This is a genomic window from Streptomyces sp. NPDC006335 (assembly GCF_040612795.1).
In the GTDB taxonomy this organism is placed as follows: Bacteria; Actinomycetota; Actinomycetes; order Streptomycetales; family Streptomycetaceae; genus Streptomyces.
On record NZ_JBEXQX010000011.1, the window covers coordinates 15015 to 40721 of the forward strand.

The window sequence follows — 25707 nt, forward strand, 5'->3', positions numbered from 1 at the left end:
GGCACCGCGCTTCCCGCGGCCCTCAGGCGCGGGTCCACTTCTGGCCGGTCTGGCCGTTGCAGCTCCACAGGACCAGAGGGGTTCCATTGGCGGTGCCGGACCGGTCGACGTCCAGGCACAGCCCGGCGCGGACGTTGCGTATCGTCCCGTCGGAGCCGGTGGTCCATTTCTGGTTGTCCTGGCCGTTGCAGGGCCAGGTGATGACCCGGGTGCCGTTGGCGGTGCCCTGGTTGTAGGCGTCCAGGCACTTGTCGCCGAAGACGCGGATCTCACCGCCGGCCCACGTGGTCCACAGCTGGTTGGCCGCCGTGTGGCAGTCCCAGAGCAGCGCCGTGGCCCCGGCCGCGGTGGAGGCGTTGTCGACGTCCACGCAGCGCCCGGAGGCGTTGCCCCGCAGACGGGAGGTGGTGGCGGCCAGCGGGCTGCCGCCGGTCACCCGGAACACGGCCACGCCGTGCGCGGGGACACTGGCCGAGATCTGCCCCGCCGTACTGCTCGTACCGCCGGTCCACAGGTCCGTCAGCGTGAACGGCCCGCCCGACAGGCCGACTTGGGCCGCCGTGGTGGTGATGGTCGCGGTGCCGCTTCCCCGGTTGAACAGGCCGACCGCGACCGAGCCGTCGGACAGGGGCTTGGCGAACACCTCGGTGCCGCCGTCGTCTCGCACCCTGCGCCCACCCGCACCCAGCGGGTCCTGGTTCACCGCCAGCAGACGGGGGTTGCGCAGGATCGCGCTCACGTCGGCGGACATGGTGCGGATGTCGTTGCCGGCCATGAGCGGCGCGGACAGCAGCGCCCACAGGGCGAAGTGCGAGCGGGACTCCGTCAACGAGAGACCGGGGCGGCCCACGACCAGCATGTCGGGGTCGTTCCAGTGCCCCGGGCCCGACTGTGCCGCCAGCGGCGCGGTGACGTCCAGGACGTTGCCGACGCCCATCGGATAGCTGTTGGTGTTGCCGTTCTGCCAGATGTCGAGCAGGTCCTCGGTCGTCCGCCACAGGTCGGCGACCTCGCCCCAGTTGTACGTGGCGCCGGTGATCGCGTGGAAGCTGTTGGGGTTGATGCTGTAGACGATGGGCCGCCCGGTGGCACGCAGGGCGTCACGCATCAGCGTGAACCGCGCGACCTGCTCGTCGCGGGTGCCGCTGGAGGAGCACCAGTCGTACTTGAGGTAGTCGACGCCCCACGACGCGAAGGTGGCGGCGTCCTGCCTCTCGTGTCCCCTGCTGCCCGTCGATCCCGGATAGGCGCCGGTGGTCTGCGCGCAGGTGCGTTCGCCCGGCACCTGGTAGATGCCGAACTTCAGGCCCTTGCCGTGGATGTAGTCGCCGAGTGCCTTCATCCCGCTCGGGAATTTGGTGGGGTTGGCCCGCAGGTTGCCCGCCGCGTCACGTTGCGGGTCGAACCAGCAGTCGTCGACCACGACGTACCGGTAACCGGCGTCCCGCATCCCGGAGGACACCATCGCGTCGGCGGCCTGGCGGACCTGCGCCTCGGTGATCCCGCAGCCGAAGCTGTTCCAGCTGTTCCAGCCCAGGGGCGGGGTGAGTGCGGGGCTGCCCGGGGCGGCCGAAGCGGTGGAGTGGGCAGAGACCGTCAAGGACGCGGTGACCGCCAAAGCGGTGGCCGCGAAGCTTCGGAGCAGTCGTCTGCCTGAGGGTCGGGGCACCGTGAACTCCTTTTAGAGGGTGGCAGACAGGGGATGACGGTGGCGCGCGTCGGCCCGTGTCGGGTGGAGGATCCTCGCCGACAGTTCGAAATTTCGATCGGCTTTCGGATCGATGGCTGTACGGATGTTAGAGATGGAACTGGGCATGTCAACACCTGATAGGTGGTGAATTACCCAACCGGGCGTCCGGAGACCTTCCGCATCACCGAAACATTTCGATGCCAACAACGAATTTTGCGAAGGGCATTGACGGGATGTGTGAGCCTCCTATGATCCTGGATGCTCGACACGTCAATCGGCGTTCGCACTCTCGAACGAGCAGGATCAGCCCGCCCCCACAGCGCTCCCTCGCAGAGAGAACGACACATGGATATGTCATGTCCTCGTCAGTACATGGACCGTCGACGGGCGCTGACCGCCGCCGGCGGCCTGGTCACCGGCGCCTGCCTGTCACTGGCGAGCCCCTCCCCCACCGCCGCTTCCCCACGGGGGCCGTCCGGCGCGGCCGCCGCGCCGTACACGAACCCGGTGATCTGGCAGGACTTCGCGGACATCGACGTCATCCGCGTCGGCGGCACCTACTACGCCTCCGCCTCGACGATGCACTACTCACCGGGCGCGCCGGTCCTGCGCTCCTACGACCTCGTGAACTGGGAGATCGCCGGTCACTCGGTGCCCGTCCTCGACTTCGGCGCCAAGTACGACCTGAACGGTGCCCGCGGCTACGTACGAGGGATCTGGGCGTCGTCACTGGCCTACCGTCCGAGCAACAGGACGTTCTACTGGCTCGGCCAGATCGACTTCGCCAGGACGTACGTCTACACCGCCCCCGCCGCCGAGGGGCCGTGGAACAGGCTGACGACGATCAACACCCCCTACTACGACGCCGGGTTGCTCGTCGACACCGACGACACCCTCTACGTGGCGTACGGCAACACCACCATCAGCGTGGCCCAGCTCTCACCCGACGGCCGCACCCAGGTCCGCGCCCAGCAGGTGTTCACCACACCGTCGAGTGTCGGCACCCTCGAGGGCTCCCGCTTCTACAGGATCAACGGGCAGTACTACATCTTCCTGACCCGGCCGGCCAACGGCCAGTACGTCCTGAAGTCGTCGGGCGGCCCCTTCGGCCCGTACACCATGCGCCAGGTGCTCCTCGACCTGCGCGGGCCGATCCCCGGCGGTGGTGTCCCGCACCAGGGCGGGCTGGTGCAGACCCAGGGCGGCGCCTGGTACTACATGGCCTTCGTGGACGCGTACCCCGGCGGCCGGGTACCGGTCCTCGCGCCCGTGACCTGGACCTCGGACGGCTGGCCCGTCGTACAACTGGTCAACGGCGCCTGGGGCACGTCCTATCCCGGCCCGGTCGTGCCCACTCCGCCCCGGCAGGTCACCCCCATGACCGGCGTGGACACCTTCGACGGCACGGCTCTCAAGCCCAGGTGGGAGTGGAACCACAACCCGGACAACACCAAGTGGTCCGTCGGTGACGGCCTGACCCTGCGGACCGCGACCGTCACCAACGACCTGTACTGGGCCCGCAACACGCTCACGCACCGCATCCAGGGCCCCACCTCCACCGCCACGGTCCAGCTCGACCACGCGTCGATGCGGGACGGCGACCGGGCCGGACTCGCGCTGCTGCGTGACTCCTCCGCGTGGATCGGCGTCAAGCGCGACCGCGGGACGGCACGGGTGGTGATGGTCAACGGGCTCACCATGGACGGCAGTTGGAACACCACCGGCACCGGCGTCGAGGCCGCGAGCGCGGCCCTCTCGGGAAGCAGGGTGTGGCTGCGCGCGAGCGCGGACATCCGGCCCGGTGCGGCACGCCCAGGGACCTTCTCCTACAGCACCGACGGAATCAACTTCACCCGTCTCGGACCCGCGTTCTCCATGGGCAACGACTGGCGCTTCTTCATGGGGTACCGGTTCGCCCTCTTCAACCACGCCACCCAGGCGCTCGGCGGCGCGGTCCGCGTCCCGCGGTTCGAACTGTCGACGCCCTGACCCCGTCCCGTCGACGGCACAGCGCAACCCCCCACTCACCCGCACGAGGAGAAGCATGAACCCTCTGAAACGGCTCGGCCGTCGCCGAGCCTCGGTGCTGTCCCTGCTGGCCGTGGCCGCCCTGGTCACCCCCGGCGCCGCGACCGCCGCACCCGACGACGTCCGCGCCTCCACCCTGGGCGCCCAAGCGGCCCAGTCCGGCCGGTACTTCGGCACCGCCGTGGCTGCCGGACGGCTCGGCGACGGCACGTACACCGGCATCCTGGACCGCGAGTTCAACTCGGTCACGCCCGAGAACGAGATGAAGTGGGACACCATCGAGCGCTCCCGCGGCTCGTTCAACTTCGGCCCCGGGGACCAGATCGCCAACCGGGCGCAGTCGCGAGGCCAGCGCCTGCGCGGACACACCCTGGTCTGGCACCAGCAATTGCCGTCCTGGGTCAGCTCCATCAGGGACGCCAACACCCTGCGCGGCGTGATGAACAACCACATCACCCAGGTGATGAACCACTACAAGGGCAGGATCCACTCCTGGGACGTGGTCAACGAGGCCTTCGCCGACGGCGGCAGCGGCCAGATGCGCAGCTCGGTCTTCCGCGACGTGCTGGGCACCGGCTTCATCGAGCAGGCCTTCCGCACCGCGCGCGCCGCCGACCCGGCGGCCAAGCTCTGCTACAACGACTACAACATCGAGAACTGGAGCGACGCCAAGACCCAGGGCGTCTACCGCATGGTGCGCGACTTCAAGGCGCGCGGTGTGCCCATCGACTGCGTCGGCCTCCAGTCCCACTTCGGGGCGGGCGGACCGCCGGCCGGCTTCCAGACGACGCTGTCGAACTTCGCCGCCCTCGGCGTGGACGTCCAGATCACCGAACTGGACATCGCGCAGGCGCCGACGAGCGCGTACGCGAACACGGTGCGGGCCTGCATGAACGTGGCGCGCTGCACCGGCATCACCGTCTGGGGCATCCGCGACAGCGACTCCTGGCGCAGCGGTGAGAACCCCCTGCTGTTCGACCGCAACGGCAACAAGAAGCCGGCCTACCAGTCGACGCTCACCGCGTTGGGCGGCAGTGCCGCGGCACAGCGGGCAGGAACCCTTTCCACCCGGTCCGCCGCGGCGCTCCCCTCCTCCTTCCGCTGGAGTTCCAGCGGCGCCCTCATCGGGCCGAAGTCGGACGCGACGCACAACATCGCGGGGATCAAGGACCCGTCGGTCGTCTACTACAACGGCAAGTACCACGTGTTCGCGAGCACCGCGAACGCCGCCGGGTACAACCTGGTCTACCTGAGCTTCTCCGACTGGTCCCAGGCGGGTTCGGCCACCCACCACTACCTGGACCGCACCGCCATCGGCACCGGGTACCGGGCCGCGCCGCAGGTCTTCTACAACGCCCCGCAACGCCTGTGGTACCTCGTCTACCAGACCGGCAACGCGTCCTACTCGACCAACCCGGACATCAGCAACCCCAACGGGTGGAGCGCCCCGAAGAACTTCTACTCGTCGATGCCGGACATCATCCGCCAGAACATCGGCAACGGTTACTGGGTCGACATGTGGGTGATCTGCGACAGCGCCAACTGCTATCTGTTCTCCTCGGACGACAACGGCCATCTCTACCGCTCCCAGACGACCGTCGGCCAGTTCCCGAACGGCTTCACCAACACGGTCATCGCGGCCCGGGACTCCAAGTACGCGATGTTCGAAGCGAGCAACGTGTACAAGGTCCAAGGCAGCAACCAGTACCTGCTGCTGGTGGAGGCGATCGCCTCGGACGGCCGCCGCTACTTCCGTTCCTGGACGTCGAGCAGCCTCGCCGGCTCGTGGTCACCCCTGGCCGCGTCCGAGAGCAACCCGTTCGCCAAGTCGGGCAACGTGACGTTCCCCGCCGGTACCTGGACCCGGGACATCAGTCACGGCGAGATGATCCGCGCGGGCTACGACCAGACACTCACGATCCCCGCGTGCAGGCTCCAGTACCTGTACCAGGGGAAGGACCCCAACGCTGGCGGTGACTACAACAGCCTGCCGTGGCGGCTGGGCCTGCTCACCCAGACCAACTCGACCTGCTGACCGTGTGGGCCCCGCATCGGGTGCGGGGCCCACGCCGTGCAGGTCGGCGCGGCAGGAGACGGGAAGTGCCGGACCGGAGGGACTTTGAGGGGGCGACGGCCGCCGGCCACGGAGTGCCGGTGATCCTTGCACCCGACGGCCGCCTCTGGACTTCACTCCGTCCGCGAACGCGACCCCGGGGTCATGGCCCAGCGGATGGTGTGCGTCAGCAGGAGGCCCGAGGGCTGTATCGCGAGACCCTCCACGACCGGGATCCGGGGCAGTCGCAGCACGCTGCGCGCCCACGGCGGAAGCAGGGCCACCGCGTTCGCCGCGAGGACGCCGTAGAACGGCCGCACGGCGAGCGGAACAGGCGGGTGCAGCAGCAGGAACCGGGCGGCGGCCCGGGCGTCCGGGGTGGCCCGCAGTTCCGGCAGGTACATGGCCAGACATCCGGCCAGGGCCTCGCGGTCGCGGGGCGGGTCGATCACGCCCAGAGCCTCGGCGACCCGCGCGGTGTCGGCGACGTAGTCGTCGTACTCCGCCGCGGAGAGCGTCCGGGCCCCGTAGCGTTCGTGCGCGCGCAGGAAGCTGTCGGTCTCGGCGGCGTGCACCCAGCCCAGCAGATGAGGGTCCCCGGCGTGGTACCGAAGTCCGTCGGCCGTCGTGCCGCGCACCCGCTCGTGAATACCGCGCACCCGTGCCACGGCCTCCTCTGCGTCGGAAGCGGTCCCGTAGGTCGTGACGGCCAGGAAGGTGCTGGTGCGCTGCAACCGTCCCCAGGGATCACCGCGAAACCCGGAGTGCCCGGACACGGCGGCCATGGCGAGCGGATGCAGGGACTGAAGAAGGAGGGCGCTCAGCCCGCCGATGAACATCGACGCGTCACCGTGGACGGTGCGGATGGGACGTTCCGGACCGAACCACCGGGGGCCGGGGGTGCCGTGTATGCGGGCCCGGTTGGCAGGCCCGTCCGGGCCGGCCACTCGCCGGAACACGGCCTTGCCCAGCCGATCACGGAGGTCGGACATCAGCGCCGCACCTCCTTCCCCGGCCCCTGGTGTGCACGCTGCTCATCTGTCTTCGGCAGCGGCGGTCCGTACGGATGCGGCCGGGCACGCGAATGTCTCGTGCGGTCGCCTCCGAGCGGCCCGCACAGCGCTCGCGCGGACCGCTCGAAAACGTGGGGAGGCGCCACCTCTGCCCGTCTCAGCGGCTCCGGCCCCGGAGCTTGCCGAGCAGTTGGCGCGCCTGCTCTCGGCGTCGCGGATCGGCCGAGGCACGGCGCACCTGCTCTGCGGCACGCCGCCCCTGCGGGCTCCTGCTGAACTGCTTGATCTTGTCCAACATGCCAGGCATGACAGTCCTCCCTGGAAGGTCGACGACAGCGTCTCTGCGTCTCTGTGTCTCTACGACAAGGCCTTCGTACAGACCCGGCTACCCCGGGCCGACCGTCCCACCCCTGCTCGGGGACTCGTCGAGCCGGCGGGCGCGTACCTGGGCTGAGAGGGGCGGTAAAGGGCAGCAGCACCTCATGGAACCCCGACCCCGTTTCGCGCTGGCCGCGACCACCCTCGACGCACCGGACGCCCGTGAGCTCGCGCAGTTCTACCGCGGCCTGCTCGGATGGCGCACCCGGAAGGAGGAACCGGACTGGGTCGAGATCGCATCGCCCGACGGCACGGCCGGGCTGTCCTTCCAGACCGAGCCGCTCTTCCGACCTCCGCGGTGGCCCGCCCGCGGGTCCGAGCAGCAGATGATGATGCATCTGGACATCGAGGTGAACGACCTGTCCTCAGCTGTTGATCACGCCCTCGCGCTGGGAGCGACCATGGCGGACTTCCAGCCCCAGAACGATGTACGGGTCTTGCGCGACCCGGCGGGACACCCGTTCTGCCTGTTCGTGCGCACGGGTACGACGGCCTGACACCTCCGATACCAAGCCGGCCTCTCCAACTGTCATGCCCAGCACGACACTCGGCCTGGCCGAGGCGGTTACGCTGGCGCTCTGGGAGCACTGGGCCCCCGCCGCCTACCGGCCGAGTGAGGTGAATGGCGGGGCCCAGGCGGAGACGGAAGGGCCGGAGCCGGCCCATCCGGCGGGATTCTGAGCGTGCACGCTCTTTCGTCGTCGTGCGGGTGGGCGCACGGCGGTGGCTCGCGGAGGCGTGGTGGTCGCCGAGCTCCTGGACCCCGGCGAGGCGCACTGGCTCGAGGAGCAGGCCCGCAACGTCCGTCAGGGCTTCATGGATCCGAAGCAGAAGGCGGCGTTCGAGGAGTCCTCGCCCGGCAGGAGTCCCTCGGTGAGCGGTGATTCTCCGCCGCCTCCGGCAGGCACCGGGACTGCTCAGCGCTGACGCGAGGGGCTGCTCGTCCGGCGCAGGTACTCGTCGATCAGGGCGAAGGTGGCGTCCGGCTGTTCGATCTGCGGAAGGTGGCCGGCCTTGGGAATGACCTCGAGTCGGCCGTCGCCGAACGCGTCGGCGTACACGGCGCCGTAGGCGGGCGTCACGACCCGGTCGCTCTCGCCCCAGAGCAGGAGTGCGGGCACCTGGATCTGGCCGAGCCGGGACAGCAGCGCGGGGTCATGCATGTACGGGTCGCCGGCGAGGACGCGCATGGTGGCCATGTTGGCCTGTCTGCGCGCGAGTTCTTCAACCGGGATGTCGGCGGGGTCGAGGTGGTAGCGGTCGGGGTCGTGCCAGGAGTGCTCCGCGACTCCACGGGCGTCGAGGGCGAAGAAGTCGGTGATCGGTTCCGTATCGACCCGGACGCCCACGGCGTCGATCAGGACGAGACCGGTGATGACTCCCCCGGTGTCGCGCAGTGCCATCTCGGCGGCTGTCCAGCCCCCGAGGGAAGAGCCGACGACCAGGACGTCGCTCAGTCGGCGTTCCCGCAGAGTATGCAGGTAGGCGAGAGCGAGGTCGTCGATGCCGGTGAGCCATGCGGGGCGATGGGTGCCGTCCCAGCCGGGGTGCACGGGCGTGATCGTGTGGGCGGTGCGGGAGAGGTGGTGGGCCAGGCCGGCGACGGTGGCGGGCCCTCCGCCACCGTGCAGGACGAGGACGGGTCTTCCCGTCCCGGCCTCGGACAGGGTGAGGGGCAGGTCGGCGTATACGGCTGATGCGTCGGTGGACATGCCACCACCCTAACTAAGCATCCTTATATAAGCTAGCTTGGTTATGACATAGACTCGCCTCATGCACGGTGAGCTGCAAGAACTCGGCAGGGCGGTCAAGCAGGTTCAGTACCGACAGCACAGGGCCCTCGACAGCGCCCTCCAGGCCGTCGGCACGACGCTGGCCCAGTGGGACGCGCTGCGCGCGATCAGCCGTACCCCCGGGGCGTCCGCGCGCGAGTTGGCCGCAGCGACCTTTCAGACCGAGCAGTCCTTCGGAACACTCGCCGGCCGCCTCACGGCCCAGGACCTCGTGGAACGCCGACCGGGACACGGCCGGCGCATCGAACACCACCTCACGCCCGCCGGCGAGCAGGTCCTGGCGGCCGGTCACAAAGTGGCCGACGAGGTACTCGCCGACTGCTTCTCCCCCCTGCCCGAGACGGAGCGCGCCACCCTCCTCGCCCTGCTTCAGCGTCTCACCGCGTCACGGGCCACCGATTGACGGCCGCGTGGCGAGCCGGCGAAACACCGACACTTGCCCAAGCTATCGATAGTCGATAGATTTGCATCGCAACTCGATGGAGGGTGAGTCATGGGAAAGCTGGCAGTCAACGCACTGCGTGCCGTGCTCGTGGTGGTGTTCGTCGGCACCGTCTTCATACAGGCGTTGATGGCATGGATGCTGGTCAGTGGGAAGGACCCGGAGGACGGGTCCCTGCCACTGACCGCACTGCGCGTGATCACGATCCTCGGCATGGTGTCGGTCCAGGTCGCCGTGGTCTGCGTAGGGCGACTGGTCACGATGGTGCGACGCGGGACCGTGTTCTCCCATGCCGCCTTCCGGTACGTGGACGGCGTGATCGGCGCGATCGTGGCGGCCGCCCTCGTGTGGTTCGCGGTCACCGCCGTCAACGCGCCGGGCCAGCGGGACGACCCGGGCGTCACCGTCATCATGGGCGGGGTCGGCGTGGCCATCCTGGGAGTCGCGCTCATCGTCTTCGTGCTGCGGCTGCTGCTCGCCCAGGCGGTCGCGCGCGACGCCGAAGCGGCCCAGATGCAGGCCGAGCTGGCCGAGGTGATCTGATGCCGATCGCCGTCGACATCGACGTGATGCTGGCCAAGCGGAAGATGGCCGTGGGCGAGCTCGCGGACCGCGTCGGGATCACTCCCGCCAACCTGGCCGTCCTCAAGAACGGCCGCGCCAAGGCGGTTCGTTTCGCGACGCTCGCCGCACTCTGCGAGGTGCTCGAGTGCCAGCCGGGCGACCTGCTGCGCTGGGAGGCCGAGGACGCCGCGGACGGATGACGTGCTCCACGGGTCCGCCAGGTTCCCCGGTGCGGCGGTGACCCGCCTCGGGCAGGCGATCACCTGTCGGCGCACCCGTCTCCGCTGCCGGGGTGTGAGACCAGGGGTGCAGGCAGGCGTACCTCTGCGGGTGCACGGCGATCACCCGTGTGCCCCGGACAGGGGAGCAACACGTCAACTCGGCGGGCGATGTGAGGCACCGTCAGTCCGCGGGACTCTGGGTGGGCGCCCGCAGGGAACGGGCGTCCACCACGAGGAAGGACCAGCGATGAGCCGCAATGCGTCAGCCTCCACCCGCGTCCGTGTCGCCGCAGGCGCCGCCGTCCTGATCACTGTCGCGTGCACCGCCTCCGCCGCGGCCTACGGCCGTCCGACGGGGACCGACTCCCCCGGCACACCGCGGGAAGCCGCGGCCCTGACCGGGTCCGCCAAGCTCTACCGGCCGCTCGGGGACGACATCACCTTCACCTTCGACGCGCACCTCGCCGCCGAGCACCGCATGGACCCGGCGAAGGCCACCGGAACGTTCCGCTTCAGCCACTACCTCAACGGCAAGGGCGCCTGGGCCGAGGGGAGGATCGACTGCCTGTTCACCGGCGGGAAGGTCGCGGTCACCACCGGCGTCATCACCGACACCGACCTGCCGGGAGCGAAGGGCAATCGGGTCGGCTTCACCGTGCACGACAGGGGCCGACACGACCGTGTGGGCTACAGCTGGGCCACGGTGGGCGGCCCGGCGGACACGAAGAACCTGCCCACGTGCGTGAGTGCGCCGCCGTTCGAGACGGTGAAGAACGGCACCGGTGACTTCCGGGTCCTGCCCTGGAAGCCGGAGTACCCCAGGTAGAACGGGTTGCGGAGTGCGGCTGGATCGCCCACGGCCGCCGGGGTCAGCGCACCGGGAAACCGAAGGAGTGGCCCTGCTCCTTGAGCCGGGGCAGGATCCGGCGCAGGGCCTCGACGGTCTGGGAACGGTCGCCACCCGCGTCGTGGAACAGGACGGTCGGGCCGCCCGGCAGCTCTTGTTCGACGGTGGTGACGATGGCGGCCGTGCCCGGTCGCTCGAAGTCCTTGGAGTCCACGTTCCAGCCCAGCGGACGCATGCCTCGGGAAGCCGCGAGCTTGCGGCTGTAGGGGGTGAAGGCGCCGCCGGGGGCCCGGTAGTACATCGGCCGTACGCCACCGGACGCCTGGGTGATCATGCGTTCGGCGTCGAGAATCTGCTGGGCCTGGTAGGCCTCGGACTTCTTGTCCATGGTGGTGTCGTGGGACACCGAGTGGTCGCACAGCCGGTGCCCGGCGGCGACCACCCGCTTCACCAGATCCGGGTGGGCCTGCGCCTGCGTCCCCACCATGCAGAACGTGGCCTTCACGCCGTACTCCCGCAACACGTCGAGCACTTGGGGTGTCCACACGGGGTCGGGGCCGTCGTCGATCGTGATGTTGACGCCGTGCGCCCCCTTGTCCGAGGCATGCGCGATGGTCACCGCGACCGGCTTCACCGCGCTGCCCGGCGTGGCGGACGTGGCCGCCTTGGGCGACGTGCCTCCTACGGCGTCGGCCTGCGCGGTCCACACGGAGGCACCGGCGGCGAGCAGCGTCACCCCGAGCGCCGCCCCGAGCACCTTGCCGTTCCAGCCCCGCCCACCGTGCCGTGCCATGTCCGCCCCGCTCTCGTGCAGTTCCTCGTCGCTTGCCTGGTCGCCCTGTGACCACCCGGCAAGACGAGGAACAGCGGCTGCGGGATGCGTCCGTTACGGATCAAGGACAATTCCGGGGGAGTTCACGGACAACCCGGCCGACAGGGGCCGCGGAAGGTCCCGTTGACCTGGCGGGCACCGGGGCGGTGTCGCGCAGCGGCTGAGTGTGGCGACGTAGCCTTCACCTTCACTTCGTTGCAACGATCACGTGTCAGGTTGTTGCGTCGACTTCTCTTTCGTTGCAATGAAATTTGCACTTGAGCTTTTCGTTCATAGGAAATAGCAGCGGCGAACGCAGGAGCACCTGATGCAAGCGGGGGTACTGTCCTGCCTCGCGGTTTGGCTGCCGGTCCTGACCCTGCCCTGGGCGGTCTCGAACGCGGTCGTCACCGTCGCCTCCACCCTGCTGTGCACCGAACTGCACGCCCGCTTCACCTTCGGCACAGGGCGGCGCGCCGGGTGGCGGGAGCACTGGCAGTCCGCCGGCTCGGCGGCCGTCGCCTACCTGGCGACCACCGCCGCCGTATACGTCCTTCACCTGGCCCAGCCCTCCCCCGGCCTGCTGAGCGAGCAGCTCGTGTACCTCAGCGCCTCCGGCCTCGCGGGCCTGGGCCGCTTCCTCGTCCTGCGCCTCTACGTCTTCGCCGTCCGTCGAAGCCAGCAGACGGCGGCACGCCCTCCGGTGCCGCAGCCGGCGGGGGCCGTGTCCCTACTGGCAGCAGCCTGAGCCGCGTGCCGAGGGGGCCGCGGAGATTGCGGAGTCGCCATCGCGGGGCAGTGTCACACCCCCGTGGGACCGTGAGGGGATGGACGAACGGCGCGCGGTCGCCGCGCGCCCCGAGCTGGAAGAGGCCGCGTCATGACCGACGTCGACACGCAGTTCCTGCGCAGCCTGTTCGACGAGGAAGGCAGCCTGCACACCGCCGGCCGCACCGCGCTGTACCGGCTCTACGGGCCCGAAGGCCTGCTGTACGTCGGCATCTCCTCGTGCCCCCTCACCCGCATCCGCACCCACCTGCAACAACAGCCCTGGGCCCCCCACGTCATCGGCATACGGATCGACTACCCCGACGACGCCCACGCGGCCGAACGCGAGGCCGTCCATGACGAACGGCCCCTGCACAACGTCGTCTTCAACGGCGCGACCCCTCCCCCACCACCCGACCGGGCCGCGCGACTGAGGGCCGAACTCGCCGTGCAGCGACGGCGACTCGAAGAACTCCAGGCCGCCGTACCGCAGTCCACCACCCACCTCCGCCTCATCCTCCGCGGTATCTCCGCAGCACAAACGAGAGTCGCGAAGCTCGCCCGCGACGCGCAGGAGGCCGAGCAGGCGGATCCCGCACAACACCGGCCCGGACGCCGGACCAAACGGGCCGAACCGTAAGCGCCACCGCACCAACGCACCACAGGTCCGCTCGCGGCTCCCGGTCTCCGTCGACGCGTCCGTAGGCGCGGCCCGCACCCCGCGATCGGCGACTACCGCGTCGTACGTCGCCGGCGACGAGCCCTGCGATCCGCTGGGCCCCGTACATCTCGAAGTGGGTGTGGTCGTTGCAGAAGAAGGCGCCCACGGGACCGGAGCCGTAGCCGCGGTTCCTGGTCGCCGACTGCTGGTACCGGGCCGGGCCGACGTGCCGCGGGCAGGACGACGAGGAGTCGTTGATGCCGAACTGGATGAACAGGTAGTCGCCGGCTTTCATGCCCTTGGCGCTCGTCACCGGCCAGGATGGGGGGCGGGCCCCCGCTGGTACGGGTTGTCGGCCGCCGACGCCGGAACCGCCGCCACGGCCGTGAGGGGGGCAGCCCCAGCACCGCCGCGATCGTGACGGCCACGCGCCGCACCGGACCGGTCGGTCGCTGCACTTACGCGGGGGCGGTTCCCCGCTCAACGCTCCCAGCGCGCCTCCCGCACGGCACCCCGGCCAGTCCCGCCCTCCCCGGGAAGATGCTCAGTCGAGGCAGAACTCGTTGCCCTCGACGTCCTGCATCACGATGCACGACTCGTTGTCCTCATCGGCGGGCAGCAGTCGCTCCCGTACGGCGCCGAGCGCGACCAGCCGTGCGCACTCGGCCTCCAACGCGGCCAGGCGCTCCTCCCCCACGAGTCCGGTAGCGACCCGCACATCGAGATGCACCCGGTTCTTGACGACCTTGCCCTCGGGAACACGTTGGAAGAACAGTCGCGGGCCGACACCTGAGGGATCGACACACTCGAACCACGCGCCCTGCTCCTCAGAAGGCAGGGACCGGTCGAAGTCGGCCCAGGTGGCGAACCCCTCCGGTGGCTGCGGAACGACGTACCCCAGCACCTCGCACCAGAAGCGAGCGACACGCTCGGGTTCCGCGCAGTCGAAGGTGATCTGGACCTGCTTGATCGGTGACATCGGCGCACCTTAGCAGGGGCCTTTGCCGTCACCGCAGTTGACGGATCCTCCGACCCGTGATGTGCGGGACCGCGGTAGTGCCTGCGGTACCCGCGGGTGGGCAGCGTGTGGGTTGGTGACGCACCCTGTGCGCGCGGAAGTCTTCAACCATGAAGCGAATCAAGGCAGTAGTCATCCCCTCGGTCCTCCTCTCCCTCAGTACGGTGGCGGTCGCCACTCCAGCCATCGGCGACCCGACGCACGAGTCGCCCGCCTCGGTCTCGGCGTCGAAGGCATCGGGCTTGGCCTCCGCCTCGGCCTCGGTGCGGTACGAGAAAGGTGTGGTCGCCGCCATCGAGCGCAGTGCCCACCCGCTGAAGAGCACTGATCCCGAGGGCGGTTCGCGGGACCTGCGCGCGCTGGACCGCATGGTCCGGGGCGCCGAGGTGGTCGGCCTGGGCGAGGCCACCCATGGTTCGCGGGACTTCTTCCGCATGAAGCACCGGGTCTTCCGCCATCTGGTCGAGGAAGAGGGTTTCCGGTCCTTCTCCCTGGAGCTTCCCTGGAGCAGCGGGGTGCGGCTCAACGAGTACGTGCTGGACGGGAAGGGCGATCTGGAGGACATCGCGCGGGAGGAGTTCCAGGGGTCGTACCGGATCTGGAACAACCAGGACTACCTCGACCTGATCAAGTGGATGCGCGACTTCAACCTGCACCATCCGGACGACCCGGTGCAGTTCATGGGCGACGACATGGGTTACGCCGGGCCGGAGTCGTACGAGCGAGTGACCGACTACGTGGCGCGAAGGCACCCGCGCCTGCTGGGGCGCGTGACCGGGCTGTACCGCGGGCTGGCGCCGGCCACCGACGCCGGTACCTACAGCGAGGAGTACTTCAAGCTGCCGCTGGCCGAGCGTCGGGAGCGGGCGGAGCGGACCGGGCAGGTGTACGAGCTCCTGCGGAAACAGCGCCCCGCGTCCGGTGCCGACCAGCGGGACCACGTGTGGATGGTGCAGCACGCCAGGGCCATCCATCAGATGGCAAGAGGCATGTCCTTCGACTTCGCCGACGAGGAGCAGGCGGCGGAGATGATGAAACTGCGTGACCAGGTCATGGCCGAGAACGTGGCGTGGTGGCACCAGCACACAGGCGACCGGATCCTGCTGTCGGCCCACAACACCCACGTGTCCTACAACTCGTTCGACGCGAGGTATCCCAAGACCCAAGGCGCCTTCCTGCGCGATGCGTTGGGCAAGGACTACGTCAGCGTCGGCTTCAGCTTCTACGAGGGCGCCTTCAAGGCTTTCGGCACCGAGGACAACGTGATGCGCACCTACCGGGTGGGCGCCGCGAAGCCGGGCTCCAACGAACACACCCTCGACAAGGCCCGCCAGGACGACTACATCCTGGACCTGCGCACGGCCCCCGAACCCGCGCGTGCCTGGCTGGACAAGACGCGCGTCACCTGGAACATCGGCGCCGGCTGGCCCGACCCCGTGGAGTACACGACCGCCCTCCGCCAGGCACACGACATCCTCATCCACCTGCACGACGTCGAAGCGACCACGTATCTGGGCACCCCTTGATCCCGCCGCGATCTCGACGGCGCACGTGGTGACTGGATGCGTCCGGCCTGTGAGTGCAGGTGGATCTGCCGGGCGAAGGGAGATCCGTAGCTCCCACAGGGTGTCGTGGACCGCGGTGCGGCCCACGAACTGCCGCAGGACCGGATCGCCTCGTACGACATCGCCGCAGGGCCGGCACGCGGTCTCGGTCCCGGACCGTACGCGCGAGCCCGTGTGACGCGCCGGCTGCCGGAGTGGGCACCGGGTGGACGGCATGGCATCGTGCGGGGTGTGCTCCGCGACGGCCCGGCGGCATGAGGAGGCGGTCCCCCGTGTTCGACTACGACTCCGAGCTCGTTCGCCATCACGAGCGGCTGATGGCAGCCCTCGACGTCCGCCCCGGTGATCGTGTCCTCGACATCGGCTGCGGCGCCGGCCGGACCACCCGGGACGCGGCCCGGGCGGCGGCGCCGGGTACCGCGCTCGGCGTCGACGTCTCGGGGCCGATGCTGGCGCGGGCCCGCCGACAGGCCGAGGCGGAAGGGCTCCGCAACGTGGACTTCGTGCAGGGCGACGCCCAGACCCGTGCGTTCTCGCCGGAGCACTTCACCCTGGCCGTCAGTCGGTTCGGCACGATGTTCTTCTCCGACCCGGTCGCCGCCTTCGGCAACATCGGGCGGGCCCTGCGCCCAGGGGCGCGCTTCGTGCAACTGGTCTGGCAGGCCGCCGACCGACAGGAGTGGCACACCGTGATCCGGGCGGCGCTCTCGCACGGGCTCGCCCCATCGGCGTCCGACTCGGCGGCCGCCGACCCCTTCACGCTTGCGGACCCGGACATCGTGGCCGAGGTCCTGACGCGGGCCGGCTTCACAGCGGTGGACGTCGTCGACGTACGCGAGCCGGTCTGCTACGGCCCGGACACCGAGGGCGCGCTCGCCGCCGTACTCGAGCTGCGCATGGCGAAGGAGTGGCTCAGCGAGCTGGACGCCGCGTCCGCCGAACGCGCCCTCGACCGGTTGCGCGTGGCTCTCGACGCGCACGACAGCGGTGACGGCGTGTGGTTCGACTCCCGCGCCTGGCTGGTCGTCGCCCACCGGAGTTGATCACCGGCGGGAGGTCGGCGCGGTGACATGCCCTGGTCTCAGGCCCGGGACCGGTCGGCGAACTCGCCCTGGTCGGCGTCGTCACTCGCGACCAGCCGCAGGTGAGCGGTGATCTCCTCGCCTCTGCCACGGGGGTGACGACGCCCCTGTGGCTGATCGAGTGCACCAGGTGCAGGCCGTGCCCGCCGACGCGGCCGCGCTCGGGCGGCTGGACCGCCGGCGCGTCGGGCGAGGTGTCGTACAGGCTGATCGCCAGCTCCGTGCCGGTCAGCCGCAACGTCAGGCGGCAGGGGCCGGGAGCGTGCCGCGGAACGTTCGTGACGAGCTCGCTGACGACGAGTTCGGCGTCCGGGACGCGGGACCCGGGGGGGGGGAGGGCAGGGTGGTCGCCGCGCGGGGCGTGGGCGAGGACGGCGCGGACATCCCGCCGCGCCTCCAGGGCGTGCGGTGTGCTCGGCCCCAGGCCGCGGCGGTACAGCGCAGCCTGGCATGGTCGTCCCTGCCCACCTCATCCGCCGCCTGCTTCCTGAGCGGGATGATCATGTGGAGCTCTGTCGTCTCGTTGCCGCCGCACACCACGAGGGGTGAGCCGGCATTCGTCGCTGACCCGCTCCGGCACCCTCCGGGCGACGGGCGGCTCGGATGTGCGCCCCCGCCCCCGCACTCCGGACGGTGCGTGCTCAGGCCTGGCCGGCGCGGTCGACGCGGACCCGCTGGGCGACGTCGCGCAGCTTGATGTTGTGCTGCTGCGAGATGCGGCGCAGCACGCTGAAGGCGTCGTCCTCGCTCAGCTTGTGGCGTTCCATCAGGATGCCCATGGCCTCGCCGATGGCGTGCCGGGTCTTCATGGCGTCCTCGAGCTGGTCGATGGTGCGGGCGTCGGCCAGGGCGACGGCGGCGTGCGAGGCCAGCATCCAGCCGGCGGTCTCGATGTCCTTGCCGAAGGCGCCGGGGCGGCGGGAGTACAGGTTCAGGGCGCCGAAGTCGTTGTCGTGGGTGTAGAGCAGTACGCCGGTCATGCTGCCGATGCCCAGGTCGCGAGCCGCCGCGGCGAACCGCGGCCAGGCCGGTTGCGGCTCGGTGAGGTCCGCGATCCGGAAGACGCGTTCTCCCTTGTCGCCGTCGGCGCGGGCCGCGAGATCGAAGCACGGGCCCTCGGCCAGCTCACCCTGCAATCGGTCGGACGCTTCCACGACGTCGCCGCACGACGACAACGTGACCGCCCGGCCCTTGCGGACCGCCAGGATCCCGGCCGCGTCGCATCCTTCGACGAGTCGGACCGCGGACACGGCGATCTCGTCCAGGGTGCCCTGCACCGAGTCCTGCGCCAGCAAGTTCCGCGCGAGCTGGGCCATCGCCTCGGCGAACTCCCGCCACTCCACCGCCACCACCCACCTCCACCGGTGCGGCCACCCTACCGCCCACCTGCTCCCCGCCGCCGCGCGACGACGTCCAAGGCCGCGGCGTACGGTCCTTCCGCACCCCGGGCCCGCGGCGCCGTTCGGCCCCACGTGAGGCTGACGTACTGCGCAAGGCGCGGCGCGGGTGCACACGATCACCGGGGCCGGCGGGTTGCCGGCCTTCCCCGCGGCGGTCGGCCGGTCCGCCGCTCGCACCCACGCCCGGAAGACGGTGGCCGCATCCAAACGCGGCCTCTCCGGCTCGTTGGCTGAACCGGAGAAGCCTGGCCGGTGCGGCCCCCATGGGTACGCCGCCACGCCCGGCCTGACCTTCAAGTCCCCACCTGGGCCCCTGCTACTCCCGCGCGGTGGGTGCCGGCGGCGGCCGAACCGCTGTCCGCCACCCGGTCCGCGGAGGACGACGACGGTTCAACGATCCTGGTGCCGGACGCGGACGACGAGCTTGCCGGTGGCGCGGTCGTGTTCCATGTCGTCGTGGGCCTGCGGCACCTGGTCCAGGCCGTCGTAGACGCGGTCCACGGGGAAGGCCAGCCGGCCGGCGGCGACCGCGTCCAGGATCTCCTGGAAGGCCGCCCGGGGCAGGTCGGCCGCGTCGCCGAAGTAGCCCGCGAGGCGTACACCCCTCGGCAGGTACTCGTTCGGGGAGAAGTCCCGCACCGTCCACTGGTTGGAGAGGCTGCCGCCGAAGCAGGCCGTGCCGTGGACGCGCACCGCGCGCAGGGTGTCGGGCAGGGTCGGCGTGCCGACGAGGTCCAGGGCGGCGTCGACGCCGTGCGGGTACAGCTCGCGCACGGCGGGCGCGATCTCGCCGGTGTCGAGCAGCGGGTGGTCGACGCCGTGCCGCGCCAGCAGCGCGAGGCGCTCGGCCCGCCGGGTGGTGGACAGCACGGTGGCGCCGCGCCAGGTGGCCAGCGCGGCGGCCGCCAGGCCGACCGAGGAGGTGCCACCGCGGATCAGCACGGACTGGCCGGGCCGGAGGTCCAGGCCGACGGTGAGCGAGCCGTAGGCGGTCTGCACCATCTCCGGCAGGGCGCCCAGGACCTCCCAGGGCAGGTCCGTGTCGACGGGGATGACCTGGGTCAGCGGCACCGAGGTGTACTCGGCGTAGCCGCCGTCGTAGGTGCGCCCCATGTCCCCCATCATCGCGACGACCTTCTGCCCGGGTACGAGCCCGCTGCCGGGCGGGGCCGCGTCGACGGTGCCGGCGGCCTCGATGCCCGGTACCCGGGGAAAGCTGACGCCCTCGCTCAATCCCAGTCGGAGCTTCAGCTCCGAGCGGTTGAGGCCGAACGCCTCGACGCGGATGCGCACCCAGCCGTCCCTCTCGGGCGGGAGCGGAAGCGTGGTCGGCCGCAGGTTGTCCACGGGGCCGGGAGCGGTGAGCCGGACGGCGCGCATCATGCTGGGCGAGGACGTCATGAGCCTGCTTTCTGACCCGGGGGCACGAGAGTCGGTCGGCGGTGGACAACATGCGGCCGGCACGGGTTCATTCCCGACTCGGCCCGGATTTCGGCCTGTTGAGATCGCGGGCGGAGCCCGTCGACACCGCCGTGGAAGAGCTCACGGATCTCCGCGGCCCCGCCTCTCGATCCGGCCCCGCAGACTCAGGAGGGGGACGGAGGTAAGCGATTCCCTGAACACGTGCGCGAGCTGAGCTACGCTCGTGTCCCACTGGGGGTGAACTGGCGTACATCGAACGTAACTTCGGGGGAATTCTTGTCGGTACAGCGGCCGGCGTCGGCGGACGACGCGGCTGTCGCGCTGCGGCAGACCGGTGCCTTACCCCTGCGCCTCGGCGACCCGCGGCGCGTCGGACCCTACGCGCCGGTGGCGCTGCTCGGCAGCGGCGGCATGGGACGGGTTTACCTGGCGCGTCCCGCGGACGACAGCCCGGGCCTGGTCGCCGTGAAGGTGATCCGGCCCGAGTACGCGGAAGATCCCAGGTTCCGGCGCCGGTTCGAGCGTGAGGCAGCCGTGCACGCCCGTCTCCGGACACCGCACGCCCCGCGACTGTGCGGCACGGGCTTCGAGGACGAACTGCTGTGGATGGCCACGGAGTACCTCCCGGGCTTCGATCTGGCGGAAGCAGTGAAGGAGTACGGCGCCCTGGAGACGGCCGCGGTGTGGCGGCTGGTGGTGGAGCTGGGACAGGCACTCGCGAGCCTCGCCGTCGAGGAGATCGTGCACCGGGACCTGAAGCCGTCCAACGTGCTGCTGTCGGTCCGCGGCGCGCACGTGATCGACTTCGGGATATCGAAGGCCGCCGACGCGAGCGCGATCACCGGCACGGGCAACCGGGTGGGGACTCCGGCCTACATGTCGCCCGAGCATCTGCGAGAGGGCCGCTCCGACACGGCGTCGGACGTGTTCTCGCTGGCCGGGACACTGGTGTACGCGTCCACGGGACGTGCCCCGTTCGGCGACGGCACGGGCGTCGACGTGATGCACCGCGTGGCGTACGAGGACCCCAATCCCGAGGTCCTCGGTGAGGTCTCGACGGCGGACGGGGACCTCGGTGCCCTGCTGACCGCCTGCCTGGACAAGGACCCCGCGCGGCGGCCCACCCCGCAGGAGCTGGTCGGCGCCGCCCGGGCCCACCTCGTGGCGTCCGCCTGGCCGGAGCCGCTGGGCGGCAAGGTGCTCGCCCGGCAGCAGGCGTACGAGGCGCTGCACGATCTTCCGGTCGCCGACATGGGCTGTCTACGGGCTCCGGGCGACCTGCCGCTGCCCGTGTCCGCGCGCCTGCCCCAGCCTGCTCCGCTGCCCGCGCCCCCCAACGCACGGCCTCCCGAGGCACAGTCGCCCGCGAAGGCCGCGAGCGCCCTTTCCCAGCCGCTGGACCCGTCGCAGGTCCCCGCCCGCAGACGCAGGAAGGCGTTACTGGTCGCCGTCGCGGCCGTCACCCTCTGCGTCGTGGCCGCGATGGCGTTGCTGCTGGTCCGACAGGACCCTCCCGCCGCCGCCTCGCCGAAAGCCGGTGCCACCAGCGCGGACGGCACCAACCCCCGTGACACCTCCGAGGGTTCGAACTCCCCGGGTACGGGCGGAGCGGGCCGGCCGGACGTCGACGGCGCCGTGGCCGAGGACCACGACGTGGTGGCGGGCACCGCCTCGGCCAAGCCCCACGCCTCGGGTTCCGCCGCCGACCGGGACGACGACGCCCCGCCTTCGGGCGCCGATCCGTCCACCACGCAGTCCCCCACCGCGTCCGCCGACAACCCGTCCGACGACACCGGCTCCGACGGGACCGGCACCGCACCCTGGCTCTCCGCATGCACCTACTACGACGGCAACGGCCGCACCCGCCTCGGTGACAGCGGCAAGCGCGTGCAGCAGGTGCAGTGCATCCTCACCCAGCGCGGTTACAGCGTGGGAGGCGGCGGCGTGGACGGTGAGTTCGGGTCCGGCACGGAGAGCGCGGTCCGCGCCTTCCAGGACGAGCGGGGCCTGAACGCCGACGGCGTCGTGGGGCGCGACACCTGGAGCGCGCTGCGCAGCTCCGAGTGACGGCCCCGGAGCCGCGCCGGAAGCGCCACGCTCACTCGTCGACGACCGCGCCGAAGTGGGCACCGTGGGCGCTGCCGCCGAGAGCCGCGGCGCCGTAGGAACGGGAGCCGTCGGTGAGCAGACCGTCGCCGCTCGCGGGCAGCAGCCACACCGCGCCGTCACCGGCGTTCTCGTCGGGCGCCGCGGCCACCAGTTCGGCCCGGCCGTCGCCGTCGGTGTCCACGAGGCGCACCTGGGCGCCCCATCCGTCACCGGCCTCGGCGGCACCGGGGATGCCCGGGGTGTTCTGGTCGAAGTACTGGGAGCCGGTGCCGGTCACGCCCTCCTGCGAGCCGCGCAGCAGCCACACCGCGCCAGCCCGCTGTTCGCCGTCCGCGTCCTCGCCGGGCGCGCCGACCGCCACCTCGGCGTAGCCGTCACCGTCGACGTCGGCGACGGACAGGTCGTTGCCCCAGGCGTCGCCCTGCTCCCCCGCTTCGGGCACGCCCGGGGAGTTCTGCGACCACCACTGCGGGCCGGTGCCGGGGCCCTCCGTACCGGCGGGTCCTTCCGCGCTGCCGTAGTAGACGCCGACCAGGCCGCCGGGCGCGTCCGCGTCACCGGCCGTCTCGTCGACACCGCTGAGCTGGCCGACGACGAGGTCGTCGTGGCCGTCGCCGTTGATGTCGCCGGAGGCGGTGCCGAGGCCCCCGTGCAGGTCGCGCTGGTAGCTCAGCCCCTCGGCGCCGCCCGCGTACAGCGCGGACCAGCCCTGGGTGTAGTCGTCGTCGGGGCTGTAGCCGGAGACGACGAGGTCGGCGAAGCCGTCGCTGTCGTAGTCGCCGGTGGTGAGGTAGGCGGCCTGGAGGGTGCGGCCGGTGGAGTGCGGGGTGCCGACCTGGCGCAGGACGCCCGCGTGGTACGTGAAGACGTGCAGGCCCGCCTTCTGGTCCAGGACGACGAGCTGGTCGCCGGCGATGTCTCCGGTGAACCGGGCGGCCGCGACGGCGTGGCCGAACCGGGCACCCTCGACGGGCGTGGCGGCGGCGACGGTCTCCGTGCGCTCGAAGTCGAGGCCCTTCGCGGATCCGTGGACGACGGTCACCCGGCCCGTGTCCTCGACGGAGCCCTCGTCCTCGCCGGGCGTGCCGATGACCGCGTCGTCGTAGCTGTCACCGTCCAGGTCACCGGTCGCGACGGCCTGTCCGAAGTGGTCCCCGGTCTCGGACGTACCGGGCACGCCCTTGGTCGACTGGCTGACGACCTGGACCCGGCCCTTGGGGACGGTGTTGTTCGTGCCGATGCCGTTGGGTGCGCCGTACTGGACGGTGACGTATCCGGCGCCCTCCTTGCCGTCGACGGTGCCCTCCGGGACGCCGGTGAGGAGGTCGCCGTAGCCGTCGCCGTTGAAGTCGTTGTTGCGGTCGACGGCGGAGGTGCCGCCGGGGACGCCCGCGAAGGCGGTCGGTGCGGCCAGGATGCCCGCTCCCGCCAGCAGCAGGAAGGAGGCCGCCGCTACGGCGGCCGAGCCTGCGGTACGCCGGGTGGTGCGCGTGGTGATGTTCATGTCTGGTCCCCCCGTGGGATGTTGACGCTGTGTCAGCCGACTGGTCCGACCGGCTGGTCTTGGTCGCAACGTGGTCGCAACGCAGGGTTCGACACGACCGGCCCGGAACAAGTTGTGGGGCCCGGGTGTGCTGTGACACGCCAGTGACAACCGTTGCCGGCCCACGACACCCGGCACGTCCCGGGCACGGTTCAGCGCACCGGCTCGCCGATGCCCAGCAGGTTGCCCTCGCTGTCGCGGAACCAGGCCGCGCGCTCTCCCCGGGCGTTCTTGCTCGGGTAGTTGCCCTCTACGTCGGCGATGCCGTTCTCGGTGCGCAGGCCGGGGACGTCGACCTCCTCGAACACCACGCCACGCTCACGGAGTCGGGAGACGGCCGTCTCGATGTCGTCGACCTCCCATCCCATCTGGGTGAAGGTGCCGGGCGAGACCCCGGTCGACCGGAAGAGGGCGAAGTCGGTGCCGCCGCAGCGGTAGAGCAGTCCGCCGGGGCGTTCGTCGACGGGCTCGAGACCCAGCCGCTCGGCGTAGAAGCGCCGGGCCCGGTCCAGGTCCTGGGCGGGCAGCCGGGTCGCCACGCGCCCCCGGGCCAGAATGTTCCTGTCGTCTGCGGTCATGCCTCCACTGTGCGCCTTCCGCAGGCGAAGGCATGGGCGGCGGCTCCGGCCCGGCGTGGCTCCCGGACCGTGGTGTGCGGCGGGCGCCGACGCGCCCAGTCTCCGTCTCAGCTCCCCGCGCCCGCCATCCGTCTCAGCTCCCCCGCCCCGTGCCCCATCAACTCCGCGCCCACTCCTCCTCAGCTCCCCCGCACCCGGTCCAGCGCGTCCTCCGCCTGCGCGGCCAGCGTCGCGACCAGTTCGGCCGCCGGTGGGATGTCGGTGACGAGGCTGACGCCCTCTCCGGCCCAGACCGGCAGCGGCGGCAGGGCTCCTCGGGCCACGTCGGCCTGGTAGGCCCGCTGGATCTCGGGGTCGGCTGCGAGTTCGACCTCGCGGTCGCGCCACTGGTCGATGTAGGGGTGCGGGAGCGTGCGGGCCGTGTAGCGCGAGGGCCAGCGGGAGCCGCGGGCGATGTCGAGGACGCTGTTGCGTTCCGTGTCCTGACCGCGTCCCGCCACGATCTGCCGGGCGATCACAGGAGCCACCACGGATTCGGCCGTGGCCTGGAAGCGGGTGCCGATGAGCGCCCCCGCGGCACCCAGGACGAGGGCCGCCGCCACACCACGGCCGTCCGCCACCCCTCCGGCCGCCAACACGGGTACCGGGCCTGCCAGATCCACCACGAGCGGCACGAACGGCAGGGTGGACATCCCGTTGCGGGCGCCGTGCCCACCGCTCTCCGTGCCCTGGGCCACGATCACGTCGGCGCCCAGATCCAGTGCCTGCCTCGCCTCGTCGACGTCGGTCACCTGGACGATCACCGCCGCACCGGCCGCACGGACGCGATCGGCGAAAGGGCTCGGGTCCCCGAAGGACAGCATCACCGCCGCGGGACGGAACTCAAGCGCCAGTTCCACCTCGGCGACGGAGGCCGACCAGCACAGGAAGCCCACGCCCCAGGACTTGCCGGCGTCCGCCGCGATCGGCAGTTCCCGGGCCAGCCACTCGCGGTCCCCGCCGCCCACCATCCCGAGTCCGCCGCCGTGGGAGACGGCCGCGGCCAGCGCACCGCCGGCTGTCCCGCCCATCGGCGCCGACGCGATCGGATGCAGTACACCGAACATCCGCGTGAAGACCGTGGACAGCGTCATGTCGGCAATGGTGCCGTCGACTTGGGTCCACTGCCATGGCGCCGAGTCGGCTCTCAGAAGTGCAGCCGTCCCCATCATGACAGGTCGTCGGCCGCTTTCGTAGGCAGAATTCCCGTCATGGATCACTCAGAAAAGGTCGATCAGGATGCGGTGTTGCGGGCACGGACGATGCTGTTCGCATCCGGCCGACTGGAAATCGGGAGGCGATTGGAGGCGTGCCGGGTGCTTTCCGCGGTGAGTCCTTCGACCTGTCTTCCGAAGCTGGCGGAGGCGCTCCTGTCCTACGGATACGCACACGAGATCCGAGATCTCCCCGAGGTCCAACTGGCCCACCACACCGGGGCCGTGGCCGCGGCGCGCGCCGTCGACGAAGGAGACGAAGAGGACCGAGCTGCTGGTCCGCGCCCTGGACGCCTGCCGGTACCAGCTCTGTCTCCTCGGCCGCCGGGCCGAGGGATCCGGTAGGAACAGGGACGGGAATCGGCGGAACCGTCGTTCTGGAACAGGGTCGAGTGGGTGGCAGCGCTGGACGGCGCCGGACTTCGCGAGGCCGCTGTGGAAGCCTTCGCGGAACTCGTCGACCGCACC

The 25707-nt window shown here is 70.9% G+C and carries 23 protein-coding genes and 2 pseudogenes; 13 read left to right on the forward strand and 12 right to left on the reverse strand.

What is annotated here, in order from left to right; translation table 11 throughout:
* Positions 1 to 22: 22 nt before the first annotated feature.
* Positions 23 to 1669 carry an RICIN domain-containing protein gene (locus ABZ098_RS27855; protein WP_356595649.1) on the reverse strand — a complete coding sequence of 549 codons (1647 nt, stop codon included), beginning with the start codon at positions 1667 to 1669 and terminating at the stop codon, positions 23 to 25.
* Between the two features lie 393 nt (positions 1670 to 2062).
* Between ABZ098_RS27855 and ABZ098_RS27860 the strand changes: the two genes are divergently transcribed.
* On the forward strand, positions 2063 to 3679 hold the full coding sequence (locus ABZ098_RS27860; protein ID WP_356595651.1) for a glycoside hydrolase 43 family protein: 1617 nt from the start codon (positions 2063 to 2065) through the stop codon (positions 3677 to 3679).
* 55 nt (positions 3680 to 3734) lie between these two features.
* Positions 3735 to 5753, forward strand: coding sequence for a non-reducing end alpha-L-arabinofuranosidase family hydrolase (locus ABZ098_RS27865; RefSeq protein WP_356595654.1), 2019 nt, complete (start codon positions 3735 to 3737; stop codon positions 5751 to 5753).
* A 152-nt stretch (positions 5754 to 5905) separates the two neighbouring features.
* On the opposite strand, the gene ABZ098_RS27870 is transcribed toward ABZ098_RS27865, so the two are convergent.
* Together ABZ098_RS27870 and ABZ098_RS27875 are read right to left on the reverse strand one after the other, a co-directional pair.
* Complete coding sequence (locus ABZ098_RS27870) at positions 5906 to 6763, reverse strand: oxygenase MpaB family protein (RefSeq protein WP_356595656.1); 858 nt, start codon at positions 6761 to 6763, stop codon at positions 5906 to 5908.
* A 178-nt stretch (positions 6764 to 6941) separates the two neighbouring features.
* A complete protein-coding gene (locus ABZ098_RS27875; protein WP_356595658.1) occupies positions 6942 to 7091 on the reverse strand; it encodes a hypothetical protein in 150 nt (49 codons plus the stop codon).
* A gap of 175 nt (positions 7092 to 7266) precedes the next feature.
* Here ABZ098_RS27875 and ABZ098_RS27880 point away from each other — a divergent pair, with 175 nt between their 5' ends.
* On the forward strand, positions 7267 to 7659 hold the full coding sequence (locus ABZ098_RS27880) for a VOC family protein (RefSeq protein WP_356595660.1): 393 nt from the start codon (positions 7267 to 7269) through the stop codon (positions 7657 to 7659).
* A gap of 64 nt (positions 7660 to 7723) precedes the next feature.
* Positions 7724 to 8046, forward strand: a pseudogene (locus ABZ098_RS27885) (hypothetical protein); the annotation flags it as partial.
* 33 nt (positions 8047 to 8079) lie between these two features.
* Here ABZ098_RS27885 and ABZ098_RS27890 read toward each other — a convergent pair.
* A complete protein-coding gene (locus ABZ098_RS27890) occupies positions 8080 to 8874 on the reverse strand; it encodes an alpha/beta hydrolase (protein WP_356595662.1) in 795 nt (264 codons plus the stop codon).
* Between the two features lie 61 nt (positions 8875 to 8935).
* Here ABZ098_RS27890 and ABZ098_RS27895 point away from each other — a divergent pair, with 61 nt between their 5' ends.
* From ABZ098_RS27895 to ABZ098_RS27910, 4 genes are all read left to right on the forward strand, one after another.
* Entirely contained in the window at positions 8936 to 9358 is a 423-nt protein-coding gene (locus ABZ098_RS27895) for a MarR family winged helix-turn-helix transcriptional regulator (RefSeq protein ID WP_356595664.1), read from the forward strand.
* Between the two features lie 90 nt (positions 9359 to 9448).
* Positions 9449 to 9940 (forward strand): DUF2975 domain-containing protein, encoded by a 492-nt coding sequence (locus ABZ098_RS27900; protein WP_356595666.1) that lies wholly within the window; start codon positions 9449 to 9451, stop codon positions 9938 to 9940.
* Positions 9940 to 10161 (forward strand): helix-turn-helix transcriptional regulator, encoded by a 222-nt coding sequence (locus ABZ098_RS27905; RefSeq protein WP_356595668.1) that lies wholly within the window; start codon positions 9940 to 9942, stop codon positions 10159 to 10161. Before ABZ098_RS27900 ends, ABZ098_RS27905 begins: the two co-directional genes overlap by 1 nt.
* Positions 10162 to 10429: 268 nt before the next feature.
* Positions 10430 to 11008 (forward strand): hypothetical protein, encoded by a 579-nt coding sequence (locus ABZ098_RS27910; RefSeq protein ID WP_356595670.1) that lies wholly within the window; start codon positions 10430 to 10432, stop codon positions 11006 to 11008.
* 43 nt (positions 11009 to 11051) lie between these two features.
* Here ABZ098_RS27910 and ABZ098_RS27915 read toward each other — a convergent pair whose 3' ends face one another.
* Complete coding sequence (locus ABZ098_RS27915) at positions 11052 to 11822, reverse strand: polysaccharide deacetylase family protein (protein ID WP_356595671.1); 771 nt, start codon at positions 11820 to 11822, stop codon at positions 11052 to 11054.
* Positions 11823 to 12168: 346 nt separating this feature from the next.
* Between ABZ098_RS27915 and ABZ098_RS27920 the strand changes: the two genes are divergently transcribed.
* Together ABZ098_RS27920 and ABZ098_RS27925 are read left to right on the forward strand one after the other, a co-directional pair.
* Positions 12169 to 12588 (forward strand): GtrA family protein, encoded by a 420-nt coding sequence (locus ABZ098_RS27920; protein WP_356595673.1) that lies wholly within the window; start codon positions 12169 to 12171, stop codon positions 12586 to 12588.
* Positions 12589 to 12720: 132 nt separating this feature from the next.
* The gene (locus ABZ098_RS27925; protein WP_356595675.1) at positions 12721 to 13248 is read left to right on the forward strand and encodes a GIY-YIG nuclease family protein; all 528 of its coding nucleotides are present in this window, start codon (positions 12721 to 12723) and stop codon (positions 13246 to 13248) included.
* Positions 13249 to 13813: 565 nt separating this feature from the next.
* On the opposite strand, the gene ABZ098_RS27930 is transcribed toward ABZ098_RS27925, so the two are convergent.
* Entirely contained in the window at positions 13814 to 14248 is a 435-nt protein-coding gene (locus tag ABZ098_RS27930) for a VOC family protein (protein ID WP_356595677.1), read from the reverse strand.
* 149 nt (positions 14249 to 14397) lie between these two features.
* Here ABZ098_RS27930 and ABZ098_RS27935 point away from each other — a divergent pair, with 149 nt between their 5' ends.
* On the forward strand, positions 14398 to 15813 hold the full coding sequence (locus tag ABZ098_RS27935) for an erythromycin esterase family protein (protein ID WP_356595679.1): 1416 nt from the start codon (positions 14398 to 14400) through the stop codon (positions 15811 to 15813).
* Between the two features lie 311 nt (positions 15814 to 16124).
* Positions 16125 to 16895 (forward strand): class I SAM-dependent methyltransferase, encoded by a 771-nt coding sequence (locus ABZ098_RS27940; RefSeq protein WP_356595681.1) that lies wholly within the window; start codon positions 16125 to 16127, stop codon positions 16893 to 16895.
* Positions 16896 to 17100: 205 nt separating this feature from the next.
* Here the strand turns inward: ABZ098_RS27940 and ABZ098_RS27945 are convergent.
* The 3 genes and pseudogenes from ABZ098_RS27945 to ABZ098_RS27955 form a co-directional block, all read right to left on the reverse strand.
* Positions 17101 to 17373, reverse strand: a pseudogene (locus tag ABZ098_RS27945) (ATP-binding protein); the annotation flags it as partial.
* A gap of 202 nt (positions 17374 to 17575) precedes the next feature.
* Entirely contained in the window at positions 17576 to 18277 is a 702-nt protein-coding gene (locus ABZ098_RS27950) for a GAF and ANTAR domain-containing protein (protein ID WP_356596061.1), read from the reverse strand.
* A gap of 447 nt (positions 18278 to 18724) precedes the next feature.
* Positions 18725 to 19735 (reverse strand): zinc-binding dehydrogenase, encoded by a 1011-nt coding sequence (locus ABZ098_RS27955; RefSeq protein WP_356595683.1) that lies wholly within the window; start codon positions 19733 to 19735, stop codon positions 18725 to 18727.
* Between the two features lie 297 nt (positions 19736 to 20032).
* Here ABZ098_RS27955 and ABZ098_RS27960 point away from each other — a divergent pair, with 297 nt between their 5' ends.
* Positions 20033 to 21823 (forward strand): protein kinase, encoded by a 1791-nt coding sequence (locus ABZ098_RS27960; RefSeq protein WP_356595685.1) that lies wholly within the window; start codon positions 20033 to 20035, stop codon positions 21821 to 21823.
* A gap of 31 nt (positions 21824 to 21854) precedes the next feature.
* Here the strand turns inward: ABZ098_RS27960 and ABZ098_RS27965 are convergent, their stop codons facing one another.
* The 3 genes from ABZ098_RS27965 to ABZ098_RS27975 form a co-directional block, all read right to left on the reverse strand.
* Entirely contained in the window at positions 21855 to 23369 is a 1515-nt protein-coding gene (locus ABZ098_RS27965; RefSeq protein ID WP_356595687.1) for an esterase, read from the reverse strand.
* A 191-nt stretch (positions 23370 to 23560) separates the two neighbouring features.
* On the reverse strand, positions 23561 to 23986 hold the full coding sequence (locus ABZ098_RS27970; RefSeq protein ID WP_356595689.1) for a VOC family protein: 426 nt from the start codon (positions 23984 to 23986) through the stop codon (positions 23561 to 23563).
* 179 nt (positions 23987 to 24165) lie between these two features.
* The gene (locus ABZ098_RS27975) at positions 24166 to 25119 is read right to left on the reverse strand and encodes a nitronate monooxygenase (protein ID WP_356595691.1); all 954 of its coding nucleotides are present in this window, start codon (positions 25117 to 25119) and stop codon (positions 24166 to 24168) included.
* Between the last annotated feature and the right edge of the window lie 588 nt (positions 25120 to 25707).

Coding starts and splice junctions, on each gene's coding strand:
- ABZ098_RS27975 (WP_356595691.1), bottom strand. CDS start 25,119: ATGACGCTGTCCACGGTCTTCACGCGGATGTTCGGTGTACTGCATCCG.
- ABZ098_RS27870 (WP_356595656.1), bottom strand. CDS start 6,763: ATGTCCGACCTCCGTGATCGGCTGGGCAAGGCCGTGTTCCGGCGAGTG.
- ABZ098_RS27895 (WP_356595664.1), top strand. CDS start 8,936: ATGCACGGTGAGCTGCAAGAACTCGGCAGGGCGGTCAAGCAGGTTCAG.
- ABZ098_RS27900 (WP_356595666.1), top strand. CDS start 9,449: ATGGGAAAGCTGGCAGTCAACGCACTGCGTGCCGTGCTCGTGGTGGTG.
- ABZ098_RS27890 (WP_356595662.1), bottom strand. CDS start 8,874: ATGTCCACCGACGCATCAGCCGTATACGCCGACCTGCCCCTCACCCTG.
- ABZ098_RS27925 (WP_356595675.1), top strand. CDS start 12,721: ATGACCGACGTCGACACGCAGTTCCTGCGCAGCCTGTTCGACGAGGAA.
- ABZ098_RS27930 (WP_356595677.1), bottom strand. CDS start 14,248: ATGTCACCGATCAAGCAGGTCCAGATCACCTTCGACTGCGCGGAACCC.
- ABZ098_RS27880 (WP_356595660.1), top strand. CDS start 7,267: ATGGAACCCCGACCCCGTTTCGCGCTGGCCGCGACCACCCTCGACGCA.
- ABZ098_RS27920 (WP_356595673.1), top strand. CDS start 12,169: ATGCAAGCGGGGGTACTGTCCTGCCTCGCGGTTTGGCTGCCGGTCCTG.
- ABZ098_RS27860 (WP_356595651.1), top strand. CDS start 2,063: ATGGACCGTCGACGGGCGCTGACCGCCGCCGGCGGCCTGGTCACCGGC.
- ABZ098_RS27875 (WP_356595658.1), bottom strand. CDS start 7,091: ATGCCTGGCATGTTGGACAAGATCAAGCAGTTCAGCAGGAGCCCGCAG.
- ABZ098_RS27915 (WP_356595671.1), bottom strand. CDS start 11,822: ATGGCACGGCACGGTGGGCGGGGCTGGAACGGCAAGGTGCTCGGGGCG.
- ABZ098_RS27955 (WP_356595683.1), bottom strand. CDS start 19,735: ATGACGTCCTCGCCCAGCATGATGCGCGCCGTCCGGCTCACCGCTCCC.
- ABZ098_RS27965 (WP_356595687.1), bottom strand. CDS start 23,369: ATGAACATCACCACGCGCACCACCCGGCGTACCGCAGGCTCGGCCGCC.
- ABZ098_RS27935 (WP_356595679.1), top strand. CDS start 14,398: ATGAAGCGAATCAAGGCAGTAGTCATCCCCTCGGTCCTCCTCTCCCTC.
- ABZ098_RS27970 (WP_356595689.1), bottom strand. CDS start 23,986: ATGACCGCAGACGACAGGAACATTCTGGCCCGGGGGCGCGTGGCGACC.
- ABZ098_RS27865 (WP_356595654.1), top strand. CDS start 3,735: ATGAACCCTCTGAAACGGCTCGGCCGTCGCCGAGCCTCGGTGCTGTCC.
- ABZ098_RS27910 (WP_356595670.1), top strand. CDS start 10,430: ATGAGCCGCAATGCGTCAGCCTCCACCCGCGTCCGTGTCGCCGCAGGC.
- ABZ098_RS27905 (WP_356595668.1), top strand. CDS start 9,940: ATGCCGATCGCCGTCGACATCGACGTGATGCTGGCCAAGCGGAAGATG.